The sequence below is a fragment of the Longispora sp. NPDC051575 genome, from assembly GCF_040681875.1.
Lineage (GTDB): Bacteria > Actinomycetota > Actinomycetes > Mycobacteriales > Micromonosporaceae > Longispora.
Genome location: NZ_JBFAZP010000004.1, coordinates 140,060 through 161,862, shown reverse-complemented (window position 1 = coordinate 161,862; position 21,803 = coordinate 140,060). Strand labels below are relative to the sequence as shown.

At 72.5% G+C, this 21,803-nt stretch carries 23 protein-coding genes; 14 read left to right on the top strand and 9 right to left on the bottom strand.

Translation table 11 applies throughout. From position 1 onward, the window contains the following. Positions 1–26: 26 nt before the first annotated feature. Complete coding sequence (locus AB0M43_RS11735) at positions 27–836, bottom strand: SAM-dependent methyltransferase (RefSeq protein WP_363723597.1); 810 nt, start codon at positions 834–836, stop codon at positions 27–29. A gap of 118 nt (positions 837–954) precedes the next feature. On the opposite strand from AB0M43_RS11735, the gene AB0M43_RS11730 reads away from it, so the two are divergent. Next, entirely contained in the window at positions 955–2,130 is a 1,176-nt protein-coding gene (locus tag AB0M43_RS11730; protein WP_363723595.1) for a lipase family protein, read from the top strand. A 16-nt stretch (positions 2,131–2,146) separates the two neighbouring features. Further along, the gene (locus AB0M43_RS11725) at positions 2,147–2,596 is read left to right on the top strand and encodes a DUF4442 domain-containing protein (protein WP_363724554.1); all 450 of its coding nucleotides are present in this window, start codon (positions 2,147–2,149) and stop codon (positions 2,594–2,596) included. Positions 2,597–2,738: 142 nt separating this feature from the next. Here the strand turns inward: AB0M43_RS11725 and AB0M43_RS11720 are convergent, their stop codons facing one another. From AB0M43_RS11720 to AB0M43_RS11710, 3 genes are read right to left on the bottom strand one after another with little or no spacing between them, the layout of a single operon-like run. Beyond that, positions 2,739–4,070: an NAD(P)/FAD-dependent oxidoreductase gene (locus tag AB0M43_RS11720; protein ID WP_363723593.1), complete on the bottom strand. Its 1,332-nt coding sequence runs from the start codon at positions 4,068–4,070 to the stop codon at positions 2,739–2,741. After that, on the bottom strand, positions 4,067–4,672 hold the full coding sequence (locus tag AB0M43_RS11715; protein WP_363723591.1) for a PadR family transcriptional regulator: 606 nt from the start codon (positions 4,670–4,672) through the stop codon (positions 4,067–4,069). Before AB0M43_RS11715 ends, AB0M43_RS11720 begins: the two co-directional genes overlap by 4 nt. A gap of 46 nt (positions 4,673–4,718) precedes the next feature. Beyond that, complete coding sequence (locus tag AB0M43_RS11710) at positions 4,719–4,934, bottom strand: DUF1059 domain-containing protein (RefSeq protein WP_363723589.1); 216 nt, start codon at positions 4,932–4,934, stop codon at positions 4,719–4,721. Between the two features lie 164 nt (positions 4,935–5,098). Between AB0M43_RS11710 and AB0M43_RS11705 the strand changes: the two genes are divergently transcribed. Beyond that, a complete protein-coding gene (locus AB0M43_RS11705; RefSeq protein WP_363723587.1) occupies positions 5,099–5,956 on the top strand; it encodes a polysaccharide deacetylase family protein in 858 nt (285 codons plus the stop codon). Between the two features lie 102 nt (positions 5,957–6,058). Here the strand turns inward: AB0M43_RS11705 and AB0M43_RS11700 are convergent, their stop codons facing one another. Then, entirely contained in the window at positions 6,059–7,462 is a 1,404-nt protein-coding gene (locus AB0M43_RS11700; protein WP_363723586.1) for a lysine 2,3-aminomutase, read from the bottom strand. A 114-nt stretch (positions 7,463–7,576) separates the two neighbouring features. On the opposite strand from AB0M43_RS11700, the gene AB0M43_RS11695 reads away from it, so the two are divergent. From AB0M43_RS11695 to AB0M43_RS11670, 6 genes are all read left to right on the top strand, one after another. Then, positions 7,577–8,593 carry an L-erythro-3,5-diaminohexanoate dehydrogenase gene (locus tag AB0M43_RS11695; protein WP_363723584.1) on the top strand — a complete coding sequence of 339 codons (1,017 nt, stop codon included), beginning with the start codon at positions 7,577–7,579 and terminating at the stop codon, positions 8,591–8,593. A 5-nt stretch (positions 8,594–8,598) separates the two neighbouring features. Next, positions 8,599–10,077 (top strand): amidohydrolase family protein, encoded by a 1,479-nt coding sequence (locus tag AB0M43_RS11690; protein ID WP_363723582.1) that lies wholly within the window; start codon positions 8,599–8,601, stop codon positions 10,075–10,077. 3 nt (positions 10,078–10,080) lie between these two features. Then, positions 10,081–11,634 carry a lysine 5,6-aminomutase subunit alpha gene (locus AB0M43_RS11685; protein WP_363723580.1) on the top strand — a complete coding sequence of 518 codons (1,554 nt, stop codon included), beginning with the start codon at positions 10,081–10,083 and terminating at the stop codon, positions 11,632–11,634. Continuing rightward, a complete protein-coding gene (locus AB0M43_RS11680; protein WP_363723578.1) occupies positions 11,631–12,392 on the top strand; it encodes an OAM dimerization domain-containing protein in 762 nt (253 codons plus the stop codon). Before AB0M43_RS11685 ends, AB0M43_RS11680 begins: the two co-directional genes overlap by 4 nt. Further along, the gene (locus tag AB0M43_RS11675) at positions 12,389–12,760 is read left to right on the top strand and encodes a hotdog domain-containing protein (RefSeq protein WP_363723576.1); all 372 of its coding nucleotides are present in this window, start codon (positions 12,389–12,391) and stop codon (positions 12,758–12,760) included. The genes AB0M43_RS11680 and AB0M43_RS11675 overlap by 4 nt, the downstream gene beginning before the upstream one ends. 94 nt (positions 12,761–12,854) lie before the next feature. Next, positions 12,855–14,156 (top strand): glutamate mutase L, encoded by a 1,302-nt coding sequence (locus AB0M43_RS11670; RefSeq protein WP_363723574.1) that lies wholly within the window; start codon positions 12,855–12,857, stop codon positions 14,154–14,156. A gap of 57 nt (positions 14,157–14,213) precedes the next feature. Here AB0M43_RS11670 and AB0M43_RS11665 read toward each other — a convergent pair whose 3' ends face one another. Then, the gene (locus AB0M43_RS11665) at positions 14,214–14,981 is read right to left on the bottom strand and encodes a trans-aconitate 2-methyltransferase (protein WP_363723572.1); all 768 of its coding nucleotides are present in this window, start codon (positions 14,979–14,981) and stop codon (positions 14,214–14,216) included. A 196-nt stretch (positions 14,982–15,177) separates the two neighbouring features. On the opposite strand from AB0M43_RS11665, the gene AB0M43_RS11660 reads away from it, so the two are divergent. Further along, entirely contained in the window at positions 15,178–16,086 is a 909-nt protein-coding gene (locus AB0M43_RS11660; protein ID WP_363723570.1) for an ETX/MTX2 family pore-forming toxin, read from the top strand. 30 nt (positions 16,087–16,116) lie between these two features. Then, the gene (locus AB0M43_RS11655; protein WP_363723568.1) at positions 16,117–17,292 is read left to right on the top strand and encodes a DUF6596 domain-containing protein; all 1,176 of its coding nucleotides are present in this window, start codon (positions 16,117–16,119) and stop codon (positions 17,290–17,292) included. Positions 17,293–17,324: 32 nt separating this feature from the next. Here the strand turns inward: AB0M43_RS11655 and AB0M43_RS11650 are convergent, their stop codons facing one another. After that, positions 17,325–17,663 (bottom strand): YciI family protein, encoded by a 339-nt coding sequence (locus AB0M43_RS11650; RefSeq protein ID WP_363723566.1) that lies wholly within the window; start codon positions 17,661–17,663, stop codon positions 17,325–17,327. Positions 17,664–18,137: 474 nt separating this feature from the next. Here AB0M43_RS11650 and lnt point away from each other — a divergent pair, with 474 nt between their 5' ends. Genes lnt through AB0M43_RS11635 form a run of 3 tightly spaced genes read left to right on the top strand, consistent with a single transcriptional unit; the run spans position 18,138 to position 21,041 of the window. After that, entirely contained in the window at positions 18,138–19,778 is a 1,641-nt protein-coding gene (gene lnt / locus AB0M43_RS11645; RefSeq protein ID WP_363724552.1) for an apolipoprotein N-acyltransferase, read from the top strand. A 20-nt stretch (positions 19,779–19,798) separates the two neighbouring features. Further along, positions 19,799–20,566: a polyprenol monophosphomannose synthase gene (locus AB0M43_RS11640; RefSeq protein ID WP_363724550.1), complete on the top strand. Its 768-nt coding sequence runs from the start codon at positions 19,799–19,801 to the stop codon at positions 20,564–20,566. 7 nt (positions 20,567–20,573) lie between these two features. Beyond that, positions 20,574–21,041: an FxsA family protein gene (locus AB0M43_RS11635; protein WP_363723564.1), complete on the top strand. Its 468-nt coding sequence runs from the start codon at positions 20,574–20,576 to the stop codon at positions 21,039–21,041. Between the two features lie 66 nt (positions 21,042–21,107). Here the strand turns inward: AB0M43_RS11635 and AB0M43_RS11630 are convergent, their stop codons facing one another. After that, positions 21,108–21,236 (bottom strand): hypothetical protein, encoded by a 129-nt coding sequence (locus AB0M43_RS11630; protein WP_363723563.1) that lies wholly within the window; start codon positions 21,234–21,236, stop codon positions 21,108–21,110. Positions 21,237–21,388: 152 nt separating this feature from the next. Beyond that, entirely contained in the window at positions 21,389–21,736 is a 348-nt protein-coding gene (locus AB0M43_RS11625; protein ID WP_197004060.1) for an RNA polymerase-binding protein RbpA, read from the bottom strand. Between the last annotated feature and the right edge of the window lie 67 nt (positions 21,737–21,803).

Sequence of the window (21,803 nt, the reverse complement as noted above, 5' to 3'; positions counted from 1 at the left end):
GCGCCCCGCGTACCCGGAAAAGGGGTCTAGAGGGTCGCGTGGACGTGCCACAGGTTGCGGTAGGTGCGGGTGAGGCGCTCCGGGGCCGGGGGCAGCCACGCGCACGTGTGCAGCGTGTCGGACTGGTAGGCCTCGGCGGACCAGCCGTGCCGGCCGAGCCAGCCGACCGGGTCGGCGGTGTGTCCGAGGAACGGTGAGCCGCGCGCGACCAGGTGCGCGAGGAACTCCCGGGCCTCGGGATCGGTCAGGTACCCGTCGTCCGGGATGTCGAACTGCAGGGTCGAGCCCGGGGCCGACCGCGCCGTGAGCTGGCCGAGCACCCGGTCGGCGGCGTCGGGCTCCAGGTAGTAGAGCAGGCCCTCCACGATCCAGGCCGTGGGCCGTTCGGACCGGTGGCCGGCGGCCCCCAGCTCGCCGGTCCAGTCGCCGCGCACGTCGGTCTCCACCGGCGAGATCCGGCAGCTCGGCGTGAGTCCGGCCGTGGCCAGCACGTGGTGCTTGGCGGCGAGCTGGCCGGGCAGGTCGATCTCGTAGAGGACCAGATCCTCGGGCAGGTCGAGCCGGTAGCCCCGGGTGTCGGTGCCCGCGCCGAGGGACACGGCCTGCCGGACGCCCAGGTCGAGCGAGCGGGCCAGCGCCTCGTCGCCGAACCGGCCCCGGACCACCACGATGTCGATCGGGCAGTTCAGCGCGCGCAACGCCGACAGGGTGCCGTCGGGGTCGGGCCCGGTGAGCAGCTTCGCGTACGGGTCGCGCAGGTAGCGGTCGGCGCGGGTCGTCTCGTGGGCGCGGATGGCGGCCATCCAGTCGTTGGTGCTTTGAACCGCTTCATCCATGTTGGAAACTCTATGCAATATGGTGCCCGTTTTCCTGGACATCGATTGGCATCGTTGCCCTCTAGCATGCAGTCTAGACTGCATGCTAACCATGAGGGCAACCCACAGAGGAGGCACCATGGCGCGAAAATGGACGAAGGCCGTGCTGGTCGCGGGGCTGCTGGCGGCGGCGGGGCAGATGGGGCCGGCCCAGGCCGCCGACCGGGCGACGACCGGCCAGGCCGCGCAGGAGGCCGGTGACAGCTGGTGGGCCACGGGCGCGCCGGACCCGGCCGCCGCCCCCGGCGAGCTCGTGGCGGTGCGGCAGGTCCGGGCCCCCGGCTTCGGCGACGCGACCGCCTGGCAACTGCTGTACCGGTCCACCTCGGCGACCGGCCGGCCGAACACGGTCAGCGGCACGGTCCTGGTGCCCAGACGCGGCTACCAGGGCACCCGGCCGATCGTCGGCTACGCGGTCGGCACGCACGGCATGGGCGACCAGTGCGCCCCGTCCCGGCGGATCGCGACCGGGATCGAGGGCGAGTCGAACATCATGCGGATGTTCCTGGACCGGGGCTTCGCGGTCGCGGTGACCGACTACGAGGGCCTGGGCACCCCGGGCGACCACACGTACGTGGCGGGCCGGTCCGAGGGGCACGCGCTGCTGGACGTGGTCCGGGCGGCCGGGCGGCTCGACGGGCTGTCCCCGGCCGCCCCGGTCGCGATCCACGGCTACTCGCAGGGCGGCCAGGCGGCGGGCTGGGCGGCGGAGCTGGCGGGCTCGTACGCGCCGGAGCTGAACCTCAGGGGTTCCGCCGTGGGCGCGCCGCCGGCCGACCTGGCGCGGGTCGCGGCGTTCCAGGACGGCAACGGGGGCTCGGGGCTGATCCTGGCGGCGGGCGTGGGCCTGGACGCGGCGTACCCGGAGCTGGACCTCGCCGGCCACCTCAACCGGCTCGGCGCGCTGGCCGTGGCGGACGTGCGCGAGTCGTGCGTGGCGGAGTTCAGCGTGAAGTACGCGTTCCGGCAGCTGTCGCTGTTCACGACGGTGGACGTGCTGGCGCTGCCCGAGTGGCGGGCCCGGATCGACGAGCAGCGCCTCGGCGACGTGCGGCCGGCGGACCCGGTGCTGCTGTACCACTCGCCGTCCGACGAGCTGCTGCCGTTCGACGTGTCCCTGGGGCTGAAGGACCGGTGGGGGGCGCGCGGCGCGGACCTGACGTGGTGGGCGACCCCGGCCGGCGGGCACATCACGACGCTGGAGTTCATGGCCCCGGCGGTGGTGGGGTGGCTGGCCAACCGGGTTACTGGCTAGTAACGTGGCGGGCATGATGACCTTCGAAGCCGTCGTGTCGGCTCTGCGCGACGCCGTGCCGTTCGTGCGCACCCTGGGGCTGGAGTACCTGGAGGTGACCCCCGGGCGGGCCGTCCTGCGGCTGCCCGACAACGAGGCGCACCACAACCACGTCGCCGGTCCGCACGCCGGGGCGATGTTCACCCTGGCCGAGTCGGCCTCCGGGGCCGTGGTGATCGGCAGCTTCGCCGACCAGCTGGCCCGGGCGACCCCGCTGGCGGCGCGCGCGGAGATCCGGTACACGAAGCTGGCCATGGGGCCCGTGGTCGCCGAGGCCACGCTGGGGCGGACCCGCGAGGAGGTCGTCGCGGAGCTCGACGCGGGGCAGCGGCCGGAGTTCCCGGTGCACGTGGCGCTGCGGACGGAGGACGGCACCCCCACCGGGGAGATGACGATCCACTGGACGCTGCGGCCGAACCGGGTCTGACACCCGGCGCGACAGTTCGGGGGAGGTCACCCACAGGGGTGACCTCCCCCGAGGTCGTGACGGGCCCGGACCGCGCCGCGCGGGACGCGGCCGGTGGGGTCTGGCGGCCCCGGCCCCGCGCCCCTGCACGTAATCCGGGGGCCTACTCGTCCTCCGCCGTCCGGAACGACTGCTCCGCCGCCGCCATCCGCCGCTTCAGCGCCGGCACGTGGTTGACCAGCCGCATCCCGGTCCGCATCCCGGCGAGCACCGCGCGGCCGAGGACCGGCCGGTGGATCGGGTCCGTCCCGCTCATCTGCTTCCTCGAGGCGGCCACGGCCTCGTAGCCGTACTCGCGCATCCGGGTCTCGTACTCCCCGATGGCGGTGAGCAGTTCCGCTCTTCCGTCGCGGACGGCCGTGAGCTTCCGGGTCAGCAGCGCCGCGTCCCGCAGGGCGGTGTTGGCGCCGATCCCCCGGCCGGGGGTCATGGTGTGGATGGCGTCCCCGAGCAGCGTGACGGTGCTGGGCGACCACGGCTCGACGGGTACCGAGGTGCGGATGTTCACCCGGAACACCGTGTCGTCCTCCGTGCGGGCGAACAGGGCGCGCAGGTCGGGGTGCCAGTCGCCGGTCATGGCCTGGACCTGCCGCCGGAGCTGCTCGCCGCGCCGGTCGCCGATGTCGGCCGGGAACTTGTCGGTCGACGCGGAGAACCCCCACATCACGTAGTCGCGGGTGTTGTCGAACAGCAGGCCGGGCCAGGCCGCGAGGAGTTCGGCGTCGGTGCCGCCGATCCCGGTCCGCACCGCGCCCGACCGGTCCCACGGGAACTCCATGACGTGCAGGATGCAGAACTGGCCGCCGGGCGCGAACACGGTGGAGATGCCGTGGACGGCCCGGTCGGGCAGCAGGGCGCGGATCTCCGGGGTGAGCGCGACCTTGCCGCCGACCGCGACGATCCCGGCGTCCTCGAGCCGGGCGTGCGGCAGGTACTGCCGGCGGACGGCCGAGTTCGTGCCGTCGGCGGCGACCAGGACGTCACCGTGCACCGTGGTGCCGTCGGTGAAGTACGCGGTGACCGTGCCGTCGGCGTGCTGGTCGTAGCGCGTGAACTCGCGGTCGAAGTGCGTGACGTCCTCCAGGCCGGTGAGCAGCACCTGGCGCAGGGTCATCCGGCTGACGGACCGCTCGTTGTCCTCGGGGACGGGCTGTTCCACGAGATCCAGGCTCAGGACCTCGCGGAACTTCTCGGTGTACATGGTGAAGTGGCGCGGGGTGCGGGCGCAGGTGGCCAGGAACGTCCGGTACAGCTCCGGGGGCAGGCAGCGCGACAGGGCGCGGCTGCCCGAGGGGCTGATCCCGACCCGGTAGCCCTGCAGGCCGCCGGTGCGGGTCCGGTCGCGCTCGTGCACGGACACCTCGACGCCGGCGCGGCGCAGGCCGTGGGCGAGACAGAGGCCGCCGGTGCCGGCGCCGATGACGATGACTCTCATGGGGTACTCCCGAACTGTGCGGCCAGCGCGCGGAGCTGCTCCTCGCTCCAGGTGAGGGCTCCGCTGCGCAGGTCGGCGACGAGGGCGGTCACCCAGCCGAGTTCGGCCGAGGTGATGGCGTGCAGGTACTCGGACTCCACGAGCGCGACCCGGGGCAGCACCGGCCCGTACTCCCGGAGCTCGGTGTCGATCTGTTCGAGGCGGGCGGCGAGCGCACCGACCCGGTGGCCGAGGTGCTCGGCGGCCTGGGCGGGGGTGAGCAGGGGCAGGAAACTCATCGCGGCCGGGAAGTCGGGGAACTCCGCGGCCGGGTCGGCGAGCATCTCGGCCATCCAGGCCCGGGACGCCGCCGCCCCCGCGTCGGTGACCGTGTAGACGGTGCGCTCGGGCCGGGCGGTGTCGCGGGTGGTGGCCCGGACACTGATCAGGTCGGCGGCCAGGAGCCGGTCGATCGTCTTGTAGAGGCTGGCACGGTGGCCGACGTTGACGACCTGGTCCTTGTTGCGCTGCTTGATGAGCTGCTGCATCCGGTAGGGGTGCATCGGCTCCTCGACGAGGAGCGCGAGGACGGCGAGGGCCAGCGGGGAACGGCGGAACGTCATAGGTGCCAAGATACTAGTTGCCTGGCAACTATGCAACGAGGGAGGGCTAGACCGGCATCGTGTGCGCCGCCAGCCAGGCGCGTTCGGGCTGCAGGTCGCGGCGGATCGTGTCGATCAGTTCGGGGGAGTTGTGCTCGCCGTGCACGCCGACCGCGTGCGCGGCGGCGGCCCGGATGACCTCGTCCTCCTCGCCGATGATGACGAGGGTGCAGCCGACCTCGTTGGGTGTCGTCGTGCAGTCGGCGACCATGCGTGCGAACATGGCGGGCTCCTGGGAACGGGGGTCGACCGGGGCGGTGGCCCTGCCCTGATCGTAGGCGCGTCGGGCCCGGGGCTGGCGTTCTTTACTGTAAAGAACATTTCTCATAGGGTACGCATCGACACCCCTCACTCCTGCCGTCCGGCGGGACGTCGAAAGGCCCCCTCATGCGCCTGAGAACGCGCGCCCTCGCCCTGCTCGCGGCCCTCGCCGCCGTGGTCGGCACCGCCGCGCCCGCCCACGCGGCCGGCCCGACCGGCGACATCGTCTACGCCACCCGGGGCGGCGGGAAGGTCCTCGCCCTCACGTTCGACGACGGCCCCTCGCCGGACTGGACCCCGAAGGTCCTCGACCTGCTGCGCGCGCAGAAGGTCCGGGCCACGTTCTGCCTGCTGGGCAGCCAGGTCCAGGCGAACCCCGGGCTGGTCCGCCGGATCGTCGCCGACGGGCACGCGGTGTGCAACCACACCTGGAACCACGACTACGTCGCCGACTGGACCCCCGAGGCGATCCGCGCGGACCTGGCGGCCACCAACGCCGCGATCCGGGCCGCCGCCGGGGACCCGGCCCTGCCGATCCGGTACTTCCGGGCCCCGTTCGGCGGCTTCGGCAACGCCTCGCTGGTCGCCGCCGAGCTGGGCATGTCCTCGCTGGCCTGGACGATGGACCCGCAGGACTGGGACGGCTCCGGGGCCGAGGTGCTCGCGACCCGGCTGCGCGCGCAGGCGTACCCGACGGCGGTCGCGTTGTCCCACGACGGCGGGGGCTGGCGGCAGCCGACCCTGGACGCGTACGCGACGATGATCCCCGAGTGGAGGGCCGGCGGCTGGGGCTTCGACCTGCCGGCCGTGACCGGGGGCCCGTACCCGCCCGCGTGCACCGCGCCGACCTGGAGGACGCACGACACGCACGTGGCCGGCGACCGGGTGACCCGGGCCGGGCGGGTGTACCAGGCCAACTGGTGGACGGTGCTGGAGGATCCGCGGACCGCGTGGTGGGTGTGGAGCGACCTGGGCCCCTGCTGACCCGCCGGCCGGCGCCCGCCGCGCCACCGGGCTGGCGCGGCGCCGCCCGACCGGACACGGGAACGCCGCCCACGGATGATCCGTGGGCGGCGTTCCGTCGTTCTAGTAGGCCAGCGCGGCGGCCGTGCGCGAGGCCTGGGCCACGATCTGGGCCGTCGGGTCCTCGACCGGGTGCTGCTCGCGCCACCACGCCTGGCCCTCCTCCGGGAGGGTGTAGATCGGGTCGTAGTAGGCGTAGGTGCGCTCGAGGGCCTCGGTGTCGGTGGCCTCGATGGACGTGCGGTAGTTCTTCGTCCAGTACGAGATGCCCTTGTCCCGGTCGTACTCGCTGAGCATGTGCACCCAGCGCTTCCCGACGAACGGCACGTCGCACACGATCCGCGGCGTCGCGTACCCGGGCAGGTAGCCCATGATCGCGTGCTGGAGGTGCTGGGCCTCCCACACCGATACCCGCCAGTGTTCGGCGTTCGGGATCAGGTCGCACATGTAGAAGTAGTACGGCAGGATGTTCGCCTCGCCCTGGAGCGCGAAGCACAGGTCCAGCAGGTCCACGCTGGTCGCGTTGACGCCGCGCATCAGCACGCCCTGGTTGCGCACGTCGCGCACGCCCACGTCGATCGCGGTCCGCGCGGCCTTCGCCACCAGCGGGGTGACGGAGTTGGCGTGGTTGACGTGGGTGTGGATCGCGAGGTTGACGCCCCGGCGGTGCGCGGTGTTGGCGACCCGCTCCAGGCCCTCGACCACGTCGTTCTGCAGCCAGTGCTGCGGCAGGCCGGCGAGGGCCTTGGTGGCCAGCCGGATGTCGCGGACCGTGTCGAGGTCCAGCAGGCGCATCAGGTAGGACTCGAGGTTCTTCCACGGCACGTTGGCCACGTCGCCGCCGGAGACCACGACGTCGCGGACGCCGGGCTGGGACTTCAGGTAGTTGATGTGCGCGTCGTAGCGGTCCACCGGCTTGAGCGACAGCTTGAGCTTGTCGATCGTGGGGGTGGAGTTGCCGACGAGGTCCATCCGGGTGCAGTGCCCGCAGTACTGCGGACAGGTGCTCAGCAGCTCCGCGAGGACCTTCGTCGGGTACCGGTGGGTGAGCCCCTCGGCCACCCACATGTCGTGCTCGTGCAGCGAGTCCCGCGTCGCGTACGGGTGCGAGGGGAAGTCGGTGCGCCGGTCGGAGAGCACCGGCAGCATGTACATCCGGACCGGGTCGGCGTAGAACGACTCGGTGGTCGGCACCTCGTGCGGGACCATCGTGTTCATCATCTGCGGCGGGACCAGCATCGACATGGTCGCGCGCTGGGCCTGGTCGGCCTCGAGGTCCGCGTAGAAGGACTCGTCGAGCAGGTCGCCCATCAGGGCCCGGAGCTGCTTGACGTTCTTCACGCAGTTGACGCGCTGCCACTGGGCGGACTCCCACTGGTCGCGGGTCACCGTCCGGTATCCGGGCAGCCGCGTCCAGTCCGGCTCGACGATCTCCCGACGCCGGTACTCGTAAGGCTGCTCGGCCATGTCACCCCTCCTACAAAAAATATATGCCTGCGGAACCGTACTGGAGAATATCCCGTGTAGGAAGTACGCTGCCGGAGGATTTCCGGTCGGAGGGGGTTTTACGTGTCGTCGCCAGTGGGTCTGCACAGAGTGATCGAGCCTGCCGGAGTGCTGCCCCAGGCCGCCCGGAAACTGGACGCGAGCCCCCAAATCGCCGCCGACGAGGTGCGGATCCGGGTCGAACGGCTGAACCTGGACGCCGCGAGCTTCCGCCAGCTCTCCGAGAAGCACGCCGGGGACGGGGCCGCCGTGCGCGCCGAGGTATGCGCGATCGTTACCGAACGCGGCAAGATGCAGAACCCGGTCACCGGTTCCGGCGGCATGCTGATCGGCGTCGTGGAGGCCGTCGGCCCCGACTCCCCGCTCGGCCTGGCCGTCGGCGACCGGGTCGCCACCCTCGTCTCCCTCACCCTGACCCCGCTGACGATCACCGACGGGCTCAAGAACTGGGACGGCCGTAGCGAGCAGGTGCCCGCCGAGGGCCACGCCATCCTGTTCGGCCGCTCCATCGCCGCCAGGCTCCCCGACGACCTGGACCCCGAGCTGGCCCTCGCCGTCCTCGACGTGTGCGGCGCGCCCGCGCTCACCGCCCGGGTCGTCGCCGGCTACCGGGACGCGACCGTCGCCGTGATCGGCGGGGCCGGCAAGTCCGGCTCGCTGTCCCTGGCCGCCGCCCGCCAGGCCGGCGCCCGCACCGTCGGCATCGTCCCGCACGCCCGCGAGGCCGACCTGCTCACCGGCGCCGGGATCGCCGACCACGTGGCCATCGCCGACGCGCGGGACCCCGTCGCCCTCGCCGACGCCGTGTCCGGCGCGCTCGGCGGACCCGCCGACGTCACCGTCGTGTGCGTGGACGTCCCCGGCTGCGAACACGGCGCGATCCTGGCCACGGCCGCCGGGGGCACCGTCGTCTTCTTCTCCATGGCCACCTCCTTCGCCGCCGCCGCGCTCGGCGCCGAGGGCCTGGCGGCCGACGTGACCATGCTCGTCGGCAACGGATACGTGCCCGGGCACGCCGACGTCGCCCTGCAACTCCTGCGCGGCGAGCCGGGCGTCAGGACGCTTTTCGAGGGCCGGCTGCGGGCAGACTGAACACCATGGACACCACCCCCATCCTGTACGTCTCGGGCCGGGTCTACAGCCCCGCCGACCCGACCGCCAACGCCCTGCTCGTCGAGGGTGACCGGATCACGTGGCTCGGCGCGCGCGCCGACGCGCCCGGCACCCCGCGCGTCGTCGACCTGGGCGACCGCCTCGTCACGCCCGCGTTCGTCGACGCCCACATGCACGCGACCGACACGGGCCTGGCGCTGTCCGGGCTGGACCTGTCCGGCTGCCACAGCGCCGGTGACCTGCTCGCCCGGGTCGCCGCCCGGGCCGTGCGCACCGAGGGCCTGATCATGGGCCACGGCTGGGAACTGCCCGAGCCCCCCACGGCCAGCGAACTCGACGCGGCGGCCGGCGGCCGGCCGGTGTACCTGACCCGGATCGACAAGCACTCCGCCCTCGCGTCCACCGCGCTGCTGCACCACGCGGCCGGCCGGATCGGACACGACCCCGACGGCTGGGTACGCCTCGACGCGCACCACGAGATCCGCAAGGCCGCGTACTCCGCGCTGTCGGTCACCGACCGCACCTCCGCCGGCCGGCTCGCCCTGCGGCACGCCGCCTCCCTCGGCATCGCCGCCGTGCACGAGTGCGGGGGGCCGGTGCTGTCCTCCGAGGCGGACTTCACCGGAGTGTTGGCGGCGGGGGAGGAGTACCCCCAGGTGTTCGGCTTCTGGGGTGAGCTCTGCGCCGCCGCGAAGGCCAGGGAGCTGGGCGCGGTCGGGGCCGGTGGGGACCTGTTCGCCGACGGGGCGTTCGGCTCGCGCACCGCCTGCGTCCGCGACAGCTACCACGACGACGACACCCACGGCCACGCCTACCTGACCGCCGAGCAGGTCGCCGCGCACCTCGTCGACTGCGCCGCGCACGGCATGCAGGGCGGGTTCCACGCCATCGGCGACGGGGCGCTGCGCGCCGTGGTCGACGGGTTCGCCCGCGCCGCCGAGCGGCTCGGGGTCGAGGCGGTCCGCGAGGCCGGCCACCGGGTCGAGCACGCCGAACTCCTCGACAAGGAACTCATCGCCGGCTTCGTGGAGTTCGGCATCATCGCCAGCGTGCAGCCCGTGTTCGACCGGCTGTGGGGCGGCGAGCACGGCATGTACGCCGCCCGCCTCGGCGTCGAACGCGCCCTGTCCGCCAACCCGTTCAGCGCCCTGCACGGCGTCGGCGTGACCCTGGCGTTCGGCTCCGACGCGCCCGTGACCCCGCTCGACCCGTGGGGCGCGGTGCTCGCCGCGACCCGGCACCACAACCCGGTGCACCGGATCAGCGCGAAGGCAGCGTTCGCCGCGCACACCCGGGGCGGCTGGCGCGCCGTGCGGCACGACAACGAGGGCGTGCTCGCCCCCGGCGCGGCCGCCACGTTCGCGGTGTGGGACACCGACGCCAAGGGCCTGCCGGATCTGGACCAGGGCGCACCCCGCTGCCTGCGGACGGTACTGCGTGGGAGGACAATCCATGAGGAGTGAGAAGTGAAGCTCGACCTCGACCCGGTCCTGGTCGACCGGGCCCGACAGCTCGCCGTCCGGGCCGGTGCGCCCGTGGTGGAGATCGCCCGCACCCACACGACGGTGTCGGTGGAGCGGGCCCTGCTGCGCCTGGCCGGCGTGTCCGGGGCCGACCCCGACGGCATCCCCTGGGTCAACCGGCTCGTCGACGCCGTCCGCGCGGACATCGGCCTGGAACACGGGGTCGCCGTACCCGTGTTCCACGCCATGGCCGCCGAGAACATCGCCGACCCGACCCTGCTGGCCCAGAAGGCCGCCGCCGGGTCGATCACGTTCACCGTGCCCGGCCGGGGCGACGCGACCCGGGCCCGCAAGGCCTCCCGGCGCGCGGTCGGCGCCGGCATCAAGCAGATCGACCGCCGCCGGGTCGAACGCGAGAAGATGGTCAAGCGGCACGGCGACCCGAAGCAGCGGCCGTGGATCTACCTGATCGTGGCCACCGGCGACATCTACGAGGACATCCCGCAGGCCCAGGCCGCCGCGCGGGAGGGCGCCGACATCATCGCGGTGATCCGGTCCACGGGGCAGTCCCTGCTGGACTACGTGCCCGAGGGCGCGACCCGGGAGGGCTTCGCCGGCACGTACGCCACCCAGGAGAACTTCCGCCTGATGCGCGCCGCGCTGGACGAGTCGTCGAAGGAGCTGGGCCGCTACGTGCGGCTCACCAACTACGCGTCCGGCCTGTGCATGCCCGAGATCGCCACCCTCGCCGGCCTCGAACGCCTCGACATGATGCTCAACGACTCGATGTACGGCATCCTGTTCCGCGACATCAACCCGATCCGCACGTTCGTCGACCAGCGGTTCTCCCGGCAGATCCACGCCCGGGCCGGCATCATCATCAACACCGGCGAGGACAACTACCTCACCACCGCCGACGCCGTGGAGGCCGCGCACACGGTCACCACGTCGCAGCTGCTCAACGAGTACTTCGCGAAGGAAGCGGGCCTGGAGAACTGGCAGCTCGGGCTCGGCCACGCGTTCGAGATCAACCCGGACGTGCCCGACTCGTTCCGCCTGGAACTCGCGCACGCCCTGCTCGCCCGGGAACTGTTCCCCGACGCGCCCCTGAAGTGGATGCCGCCGACCAAGCACATGACCGGCGACGTGTTCAAGGGCAACCTCCTCGACGGGTTCTTCAACCTGGCCGGCGCGCTGACCGGGCAGAGCATCCTGCTCGTCGGCATGATGACCGAGGCCGTGGTCACCCCGTGGCTGTCGGACCGCGACATCGCCCTGCAGAACGTCCGGTACGTGCTGGGCGCGGCCGGCAACCTGCACGAGGACTTCGTGCCGGCCCCGGGCGGCTTCATCCGCAACCGGGCCAACGAGGTGCTCAACGAGTCGATCGGGCTGCTGGAGGCCATCGCCGACGACACGCTGCTCAACGCGATCGCCGACGGCACGTTCGGCATCATGAAGCGGCCCGCCGACCGGGGCAAGGGCCTCGAGGGCGTGGCCGCGCAGGGCGAGGGCTACTACAACCCCGCGACCGAGATCCTGGAGGCACAGGCGTGAGCGGCAACATCGTGCGCCCGTACGGCGACACCACCGGCGACGGCATGACCCAGGTGTCGTTCACGCTGCCCATCCCGCACGACAAGCGGGCCGAGGGCGCCGCGTTGCAGCTGGCGGCCAAGATGGGCCTGGAGCCGGCGATGCTCGTGCACGCCAAGCCGATGGGCGACAACTTCACCTTCTTCGTCGTCTACGGCTCCGTGCGCCACCTGGTCGAACTCGACAAGGTCGTCGTCGTGGAGCGCGACTTCCCGCTGCTGGGGGCCAAGGAGGTCAACACGGTGGTGAAGAAGCGGCTGCGCCGCAAGCTCGTGGTCGTCGGCGCGTGCATCGGCACCGACGCGCACACCGTGGGCATCGACGCGATCCTCAACATCAAGGGGTACGCGGGCCAGAAGGGCCTGGAGTACTACCGCGAGCTGCGCGTCGTCAACCTCGGGGCCCAGGTCGCCGTCCCCGAGCTCGTGGAGCGCGCCCGCGCCGAGAAGGCCGACGCGGTCCTGGTCAGCCAGGTCGTGACCCAGAAGGACGCGCACCTGCACAACACCAAGGAGATGTCGGCGGCGTTCCGGGAGGCGTTCCCGGCCGCGAAGCGTCCCCTGCTCATCGTCGGCGGACCCCGGTTCGACGAACTCGCCACCGGGGAGCTCGGCGTCGACCGGATCTTCGGCCGTGGCACCACCCCCGGCGAGGTGGCCAGCTACCTCGTGCACGCCCTCGTCGAGAAGTCCCGCCCCCTGACTGGAGCCGCCGCGTGACCACCGTGACCCACCGCCGCTACGTCCCCTACAGCCACGCGCACTACGCCGGCAACCTGGTCGACGGGGCCTACGCCCTGGGTCTGTTCGGGGATGTCGCCACCGAGGTGTGCGTCGTCCTGGACGGCGACGAGGGCCTGTTCGCCTCGTACTCCGACGTGCAGTTCAAGGCGCCGATGAAGGCCGGGGACCTGCTGGAGGTCGTGGCGACCGTGACCCGGATGGGTACCCGGTCGCGCACCATCGACTTCGAGTGCCGGGTCGTGGGGCGCGGCCGGCCGGACAGGTCCGAGTCGGCGGCGGAGATCCTGGAGACCCCGATCGTGGCGGTCACGGCGACCGGCACCGTGGTCGTTCCGGCGAAGTGACGCCCGGCCACCTCCGGCGGCACCCGGCGCGCGGTGGCCTCGGCCGTCGCCGGCCGGTGCCGGTGCCCGCGCGGCACCGGACGGCGGGTGCGCCGTGCTGATCGGCTGCGTCGACGTCGGGTCCACGTTCACCAAGCTCGCCGTCGTGGACACGGAGACGGGGGAGCTGGCCGCCACGGCCAGCCACCCCACGACCCTGGACACCGACGTGCTGCGCGGCGTCGACGCCACGGTCGCCGCGACGGGGCTGCGGCTCGACGACCTGCGGGCGTGTTCCAGCGCGGGCGGCGGGCTGCGGCTGGCCGTCATCGGGTACGAGGCCCTGGTCACCGCCGAGGCCGGCTACCGGGTCGGCATGTCGGCCGGCGCGAAGGTCGTGCACGTCTCCGCGGGCCCGCTCGACGCCGCCGGGGTGGCCGCCGTCCGCGCCGCGAAGCCCGACGTGCTGCTCCTCGTGGGCGGTACCGACGGAGGGGACGCCGAGACGATCCTGCACAACGCGCGCCGGATCAGCCGGATCGCGGTACCCGTCGTGGTGGCCGGCAACGCCGACGCGCGCGAGGAGGCCTGTGACATCCTGGCCGCCCGCACGGCTGTGGGCTGCGACAACGTCCTGCCCCGGATCGGCACCCTGAACCCGGGGCCCGCGCGCCTGGCCCTGCGGGAGGTGTTCCTGCGGCACGTGATCGGCGGCAAGAAGCTGTCGAGGGGGCCGCGGTTCGCCTCCCTGGTGCGGGGCGCGACCCCCGACATCGTGCTGTCGGCCGTGGAACTCCTCGACGGGGACGTGGTGGTCGTCGACGTCGGCGGGGCCACCACCGACGTGTACTCGGTGCTCACCCCCGACCCCGAGCGCGAGGCCGGCCTGCACGGCGAGGTCGCCGGCACCCTGTGGCGGTCCCGGACCGTCGAGGGGGATCTGGGGGTGCGCTGGGGCGCGCCCGGCGTCGTCGAGGCGGCGGTCCGGGAGAAGCTGATCGGCGAGGCCGAGGCCCGGGTGCTCGCCCCGGCCGCCGACGCCCGCGCCGGTGACCCCGGGTTCCTCGCCGACGACCTGGCCGTCGACGCCCGGCTCGCCGAGCTGGCGGTGACCGTGGCGCTGCGCCGGCACGCCCGGGGCGAACGGGTGCTGGCCGACGGGCCGCTGCGGGGCGGCAAGGACCTGCGCGAGGTCCGCCTGGTGATCGGCTCCGGCGGGGTCCTGCGCACCCTGCCCGCCGACGCCTCCGACGCGCTGCTGGCCGCCGCCCTGTCCGACCACGCCGGTTCCTGGCCCACGCCGCGCGCCGCCCACCGGCACGTGGACCGGGCCTACGTGCTGGCCGCCGCCGGCCTGCTCGCCGAGGACCACCCGGACGTGGCCCGCGCCCTCCTCGCCGGGGTCGCCACCGCCTAGCGCCCACAAGAACGGAAACACTCGACGGGTACGGTCCCCGGCGGAGCGGGTCCCCGGTCAGCCGGCCTTGTGCGCGACGCAGAAGATCCGCGCGAACGGGAACGCCACCACGCCGTGCGTCGTCGGGTAGCTCTCGGCGAGCCGCGCGCCCAGTTCGGTGCGGAACGCCGCCCAGTGCGCGTCGTCGAGGCGGGACCGGACCGGCCGCAGCGCGGTGCCCTCCATCCAGGTCAGGACGGGGTGCACGTCGGCGGCCGGCAGCAGGTGCACGTACGTCGTCTCCCACGCGTCGACCGCGAGCCCCTCGCCGAGCAGCAGCTGCGCGTACCCGGCGGCGTCGAGCACCGGGGCGACCCGGGGCCGCCAGTCGAGCAGGTCGCGCCACGGCTCCTCGAACGCCAGCGCGCGCAGGGTCTCGTGCGAGTGCGCGGCGAAGTTGCCCGGCACCTGGAACGCCAGCCACCCGTCGGGGGACAGGGCCCGTGACCAGCGCCGGAGCAGCTCCTGGTGCTCCGGCACCCACTGGAGCACGGCGTTGGACACCAGGACGTCCACGTCGGGGCCGGGGGTGAAGTCGTTGACGTCGGCGACCGCGAACTCCAGGTCCGACGACGCCCGGGCCTTGTCGATCATCTCGGGGGAGCTGTCGAGGCCCCGGACCGCCGCGTCCGGCCAGCGGTCGGCGAGGGTGGCGGTCAGATTGCCGGGGCCGCAGCCCAGGTCGACCACGGTGCGGGGCGCGGTGGCGCCGATCCGGGCGACCAGCTCGAAGAAGGGGCGGCTGCGCTCGTCACCGTAGCGGGCGTAGGTGTTCGGGTCCCACATGTGCGCTCCTTATAAACCGTACGTACGTCTTGGTTGACCGTACACCGGGCCGGAGACGGTGGCAATCCGGACCGCATGGGGCTGGGGCAAATTGTGCGATCCGCAATGTCCTGTGGGTGATTTCCCTATCCTGAGTGGGTTGTCGGCGTCGCGTGCGGTCGCGGCCGCCGTGGTCAGACACATATCGGGGGAAACTGTGTCCATCTCTGTCTCCATCACCGCCGGCGGTGACGCCGGCTCGTCGAGCGTCACCGCCTCCGGCACCCTGCTGCACGTCATCACCGACACCGAACGCTCGACGTTCGACCTGGGGGACTCGTCGTTGAAGTCGGCGGTGCACGCCTACAAGGGAAAACGTCCCAACGACGCCTACCTGCGCAGTCCCACCCCGTGGAACGACCTGTACAAGACGTACGACTGGCCGGAGGTGGCCACGAGACTGAAGGTGAAGAGCGCCCGCGTCACCGGGATCACGTCCGAGCCGGTGATCGTGGCCGAGAGGGACCTGGTGAACGGCAGCAGCGTCCCGGCGGACTTCGAAGCGAGCATCACCGAGCAGGTCGCCAACACGACGAGCAACACGTGGTCGAAGTCGAACACGGTCTCCGTGGAGCAGAGGTTCACCTACGACGTGAAATTCCTCGGCGCGGGGGGTGGCGGCGAGACGTCGATGTCGTACAGCCACTCGTGGGGCGAGAGCAGGACGGAGACCAAGGAGGTGGTGGTCGGCTCCACGTCCGGGGTCAAGGTCAGGCTCGATCCGGGGCAGTCGGTGGTCGCGAGGCTCACCGCCAGCCGGGGGGTGCTCAAGATCCGCATCGAGTACAAGGCGTCGCTGAAGGGTTGGACCGCCTGCAACTACAGCCCCCGGTACGAGGGACACCACTTCTGGGGGATGAGCATCGCCAGCGTGATGAGGGACGGCGGTCTGTCCAACGCCCGGTACTTCACCGAGGACATCCAGGTCGGCTACTACTCCAACGCCAGGATCGAACTCGCCGACCGCGCCACCGGTGCCGTACTGGCCTCCTTCGGCGTCGACGAGGCCAACGACGACGACCTCACCCTCGACCTGCGCGCGCCCGTCGACGCCTTCGCCGACTGACGCCGGCCCGACGCGCGGTAGCCTGCGGGGGTGGAGGCTCTCGACCAGGTGTGGCGTGCCGACGCGCCCCGGATCCGCGCCGCCCTCGCCCGCCGCCTGGGCGACCTCGACGCCGCCGAGGACGCGCTCCAGGAGGCCGTGGCCGCCGCCCTCGACCACTGGCCGGCGGACGGCGTCCCCGCGAACCCGGGCGGCTGGCTGCTCATCACCGCCTGGCGGCGCGCCGTCGACCGGCTGCGCCGCGAGGCCCGGGGTCGCGAACTGCTCGCCCGGGTCGCCGACGTGGACCAGACCGAGGACGACCGGCTCGCCCTGCTGTTCGGCTGCTGCGATCCGGTGCTGCCGACCGAGGCGCAGATCGCGCTCACCCTGCGGGCCGTGGGCGGGCTGTCCACGGCGGAGGTGGCCGCCGCGTTCCTGGTGCCCGAGACGACGATGGCGCAGCGGTTGACCCGGGCGCGCCGTACCCTGAAGAACCGTCCTTCGCCCTTCGCCGTGCCCGATCCCGAGCGGCTCGCCGAACGGCTCGACGGGGTGCTGCACGTGCTCTACCTGGTGTTCAACGAGGGCTACCAGTCCCGGGCGCCGCTGCGGACCGAGGCGCTGCGGCTGACCCGGGAGCTGGCGGACCTGATGCCGGGCGAGCCGGAGGCGGCGGGCCTGGCCGCGCTGATGGAGCTGCACGAGGCGCGGTCGGCGACCCGGTTCGACGCGGACGGCGCCCTCGTCACGCTCGACGACCAGGACCGGTCCCGCTGGGACGGCGCCCTGATCGGGGCGGCGCTGCGCCGGCTGCGCAGGGCGGTCGCGCTGTGCCGGCCGGGGGTCTACCAGCTACAGGCCGGGATCGCCGCCCAGCACGCCATCGCGCCCACCGCCGGGGCCACCGACTGGCGGGCGATCCGGGCGCTGTACGACCGGCTGCACGCCCTGCGCCCCGACCCCGTCACCTGGCTGTCCCGCGCGGTGGCCACCTGGCGGCTGCACGGGCCGGAACGGGCCCTCGCCGAGGTGGAGGAGGTCTCAGAACGGCTCGGCCACTACCGCCTGCTGCACGCCACCCGCGCGGAACTGCTGGCGGCGCTGGGCCGCGACGAGGAGGCCGGCCGGGCCGCGCGCACCGCGCACGACCTGGCCGTCGACCCCGCCGAACGCCGACTCCTCGACGCCCGGCTCACCGGCCGTTCAGCGGACCCGGCGCGCTGACCGCAGACCCGGCGCGGAGACCCCGAAGCGGGTCAGCGCGAGACCGTCCCGCGGACCTCCACGCTCACGTACGGGTACTTCAGCCCGGGCCACGTCCGCGCGATCTCCACGGCCTCCTCCAGGGTCGGCGTCTCCAGGAACACGATGCCCCCGATGACCTCCTTCAGCTCCACGTACGGGCCGTCGGTGACCACCTCGCCACGGATCGTGCGCGCGCCGGCGACCCGCTGCAACTCCGCGCCACCCTCGCCGAAGTGCCCGTCCCAGCGCTCGAACCACGCCCACACCGCGGCCTCGTGTTCCTTGGTCTCCTCGGGTGACGCCGCGTCCTCGAGGGCCTCGTCGCTGACGATGAGCATCGCGTACCGCATGATCGTTCTCCTTCGTTCTCGTCGAGCCTGTCACGGGTATGACGAACGGGGAGCCCTCCGAAACGACACACCGGCGACACGCCGGTTTCCTATTGCCAAAATTCTGGTTTGGTTGGCGCTAACGGGCCTGCGATGCGTACGGTCTGTGAGTCCTACTTCGGAGCGGCTCGGCTCGCTCCGTCGCTCCATCCGGTGGGCATGGTGGCCGACAGGTCGCGTCGTCCGCCAGCGGCCAGGTCCACAGGATGGAGGTCGGCGGGGCGGTGCGAGAGTGGCCGCGACGTCGGTTCCGGGCAGGATGTGCGGGGAGCCAGTAGACAACAGTGCGGGGCGGGCAGCCAACTCGTGTCGGACTGGTCCGAAGGTTCCCTCGGACATCCTGCCGGACCGGCAGGGATACCTGGGTGATGTAGGGGGCGCGGCGGGGGCCGCGCCCCGTTATCTTTTTTCCACCCGCACAATGGGCCGGTGCTGATGACTGAGACCGCCGCCCCCGCCCCCGAGCGGCCGGCGAGGATCCCCCGGTGGTTGGCGTACGCCGCCGCCGTGGTGGCCGGCGGCCTTCTCCTGGTGGCCTTCCCGCCCTACGGCCTGTGGTTCTGCGCGCCGCTCGGCGTGGCGCTGCTCGCGTGCGCGGTGCGCGGCCGGAGCCTGTGGGGCGGGCTCGGATTCGGCTGGATCACCGGCGTGGTGCTGTTCGTGCCCCTGTTGAGCTGGACGGGGACCCAGGTCGGCTGGTGGCCGTGGATCCTGCTCGCCAACCTCCAGGCGTCCTACGTCGGCCTGCTGGGCGCGGCCGCCGCCCTCACGACCCCCCTCTTCCGCCGGTACGCGTGGAGCTGGCCCGTCCTGACCGCCCTGCTCTGGGTCGCGCAGGAGTACGCCCGGTCGCGGACCCCGTTCGGGGGCTTCCCGTGGGGGCGGCTCGCGTTCAGCCAGGCCGACGCGCCCACGGTCCGGTTCGCGTACCTCGGCGGCGCGCCTCTGGTCACCCTGGTGGTGGCGGGGGCCGGCGGGCTGCTGGCCTACGCGGCCTGGCACCTCGCGTTCGGCCCGCGCCCGGCCGCCGGCGCGGACGACGCCGCCCGGTCCGGGGCGGCCCGCCGGCTCGTGACCGTGGCCCTGCTCGCCGACCTCGGCGCGGTCGCCGTCATGGGGGTCGGGGCGCTCCTCCCGGTGGTCGCGCCGGGCGAGGGCCGGGCCGTGGACATCGCCGTCGTGCAGGGCAACGTGCCCCGCCTGGGCCTCGACTTCAACGAGCAGCGCCGGGCGGTCCTCGACAACCACGTCGACGCGACCCTGGAGCTGGCCGCGAAGGTCGACCGCCAGGAGATCCGCCGCCCCGCGCTCGTGGTCTGGCCGGAGAACTCCTCCGACATCGACCCGTACGTCAACGCCGACGCCTTCGAGGCCATCGACCGGGCGGCGCGCGCGATCGGCGCCCCGATCCTGGTCGGCGCGGTGCTGGCCCCGAAGGACGGGCACGTCCGCAACGTGGGGCTGCTCTGGGTCGCGGGCAAGGGGCCGGTGCAGGAGTACACGAAGCGGCATCCGGTGCCGTTCGCGGAGTTCATCCCGATGCGCCCGCTGGTCCGGAAGATCACCAAGAAGGTGGACCTGGTCCGCTCGGACTTCGAGGCCGGCGACCGGCCCGGGGTGATGAGCGTGCCCGCCGACGGCGGCGCCTTCACGATCGGCGACGTGATCTGCTTCGAGGTCGCCTACGACGACATCGTCCGGGACACCGTGACCGGCGGCGCGCAGCTGCTCGTCACCCAGACGAACAACGCCACGTTCAACACCGCGGAGGCCGAACAACAGTTGAGCATGGTGCGGCTGCGGTCCGTGGAACACGGCCGTCCGGGCCTGATGGCCTCGACCGTGGGGGTGTCGGCTTTCGTGTCCCCGGACGGTCGCGCGTACGACGCCACGACGTTCAACACCCGTGCCGCGCTGGTGAGAACGACACACCTGACGGTAGTCAAGACCCCGGCGACTACGCTGGGGGGCACGCCGGAGGCCGTTCTGGCGGGGCTGGCGCTGTTTGGGCTGGTCATGGCCGGATTCGTCCGTCGCCGTGCCGCAGCCCAGCACACCGATGAGGAGGAAGCGTGACCGAGAACACCACACCGTCGATCCCGGCGGAGGAGGGGTACCCCGGAGTTGGCCGGGTCCTCGTGGTGATCCCGACGTACAACGAGCTGGAGAACGTCCGGCTCATCGTCGATCGTGTACGCCGTGCGGTCCCCCAGGTGGACATCCTCGTCGCTGACGACAACAGCCCCGACGGGACGGGTGCGGTCGCCGACGAGCTGGCCGCCGCCGACCCGCAGGTGCACGTGTTGCACCGCAAGGGCAAGGAGGGCCTGGGCGCCGCGTACATCGCGGGCTTCGGCTGGGCCAAGGAGCACGGTTACGACGTCGTGTGCGAGATGGACGCCGACGGTTCCCACGCCCCCGAGCAGCTGCACCGCCTCCTGGACGCGATCGCGGCCGGCGCGGACGGCGCGCTGGGCGCCCGCTACATCCCGGGCGGTTCCGTGGTGAACTGGCCGAAGCGCCGGCTGCTCCTGTCGCGCGGCGGCAACCTGTACATCCGGATCATGCTCGGCATGCCCGTCAGCGACGCCACCGGCGGCTACCGGGCGTACCGGCTGCCCCTGCTCGACAAGATCGACCTGGCGTCGGTCATCTCCCACGGGTACTGCTTCCAGGTCGACCTGACCTACCGGGCCTACAAGACCGGCTGCAAGCTCGTCGAGGTGCCGATCACCTTCCACGAGCGGGTGCACGGCGTGTCCAAGATGAGTGGTTCGATCATCCGGGAGGCGCTGTTCAAGGTCACCGGCTGGGCCGTCCGTGACCGGCTGGGCGGGAAGAAGAAGACGTCCGCCGAGCGTTGAACCGGGCATGCGTACCCTCTGGCTGGTCCTCGCGGCACTGATCGTCGTGCCCGTCGTCGAGATCGCGGCGCTCGTCGCCGTCGGTCAGGTGATCGGCCTGGGGTGGACGCTCCTGCTCATGCTGGCGACCTCGGCGCTGGGCGGCTGGCTGCTCCGCCGCGAGGGCGGCCGGGCCTGGCGGGCCGTCCAGACGGACGTCCAGGAGGGCCGGGCGCCCGGCAGGCACGCCACCGACGGGATCCTGGTCTTCGTCGGCGGGGTCCTGATGCTGGTCCCCGGCTTCGTGTCGGACGTGTTCGGGATGCTGATGATCGCGCCGCCCACCCGGGGCCTGTTCCGGGGCCTGGTGGAGCGGGTGGCGACCCGGCGGCTCGACCCGCGCCTGACGAACGACCTGTTCGGCCCGCGTACCGTGAAGATCAGGGCGCAACACGGCACCAGCCCGGACGCGCCCATCGAGGGTGAGATCGTCTGACGGACATGGAAAGAGCCTCCCCACCGGGGAGGCTCTTTCGCTATGTGGGTCTCGCCGTTGTTCTCTTTACAGCTCGAACGGCAGGTCGCCCCGGCTCGGGTCGACCTCGTTGGGCAGGCGGGGCTCGACCTCGATGAGGCGCAGCGGGATCTGCGTGCCGGGACGGGTGCCGCCACCAACGGGAACTTCGCGCATGGCTGTTCCTTCCTGTTCGGATGTGCTTGGCCGAATCAAGCATCGAGCGACGTTCGAATTAAGTCAAGAGTCCTGTCGTCTCACGACAGTCCCGCCGCCGCACGACGAAAGGCCCCGACCCGGACGGGTCGGGGCCTGATCGGCTTCGTGCGTCAGACCGTGCGGCCGCCGCGACGGCTGCGGACCTCGTCGAGACGCTCGTTGAGGATGTCCTCGAGCTCCGACATGGACCGCCGCTCCAGCAGCATGTCCCAGTGGGTGCGCGGCGGCTTCGCCTTCTTCGACTCGGGCTCGCTACCGTCGACGAGACGGGCGACCGTGCCGTCGAACTTGCACTCCCAGATCGGCGGAACCTCGGCGTCCACCGCGAACGGGACCTCGAACTGATGCCCCCTGGCGCACAGGTACTCCCGAGTCTGCCGAGGCGCCAACTCGGTGTTTCGGTCCGACTCGTAGCTGATAGCTCCGAGACGGCTTCCGCGCAGCATGCGCTCGCCCATGATCGGCTTTCCCCTCCGGCTGTCGTGCGCGTACAACGGGTGTAACGATCGTGGCCCGTTTCATGTT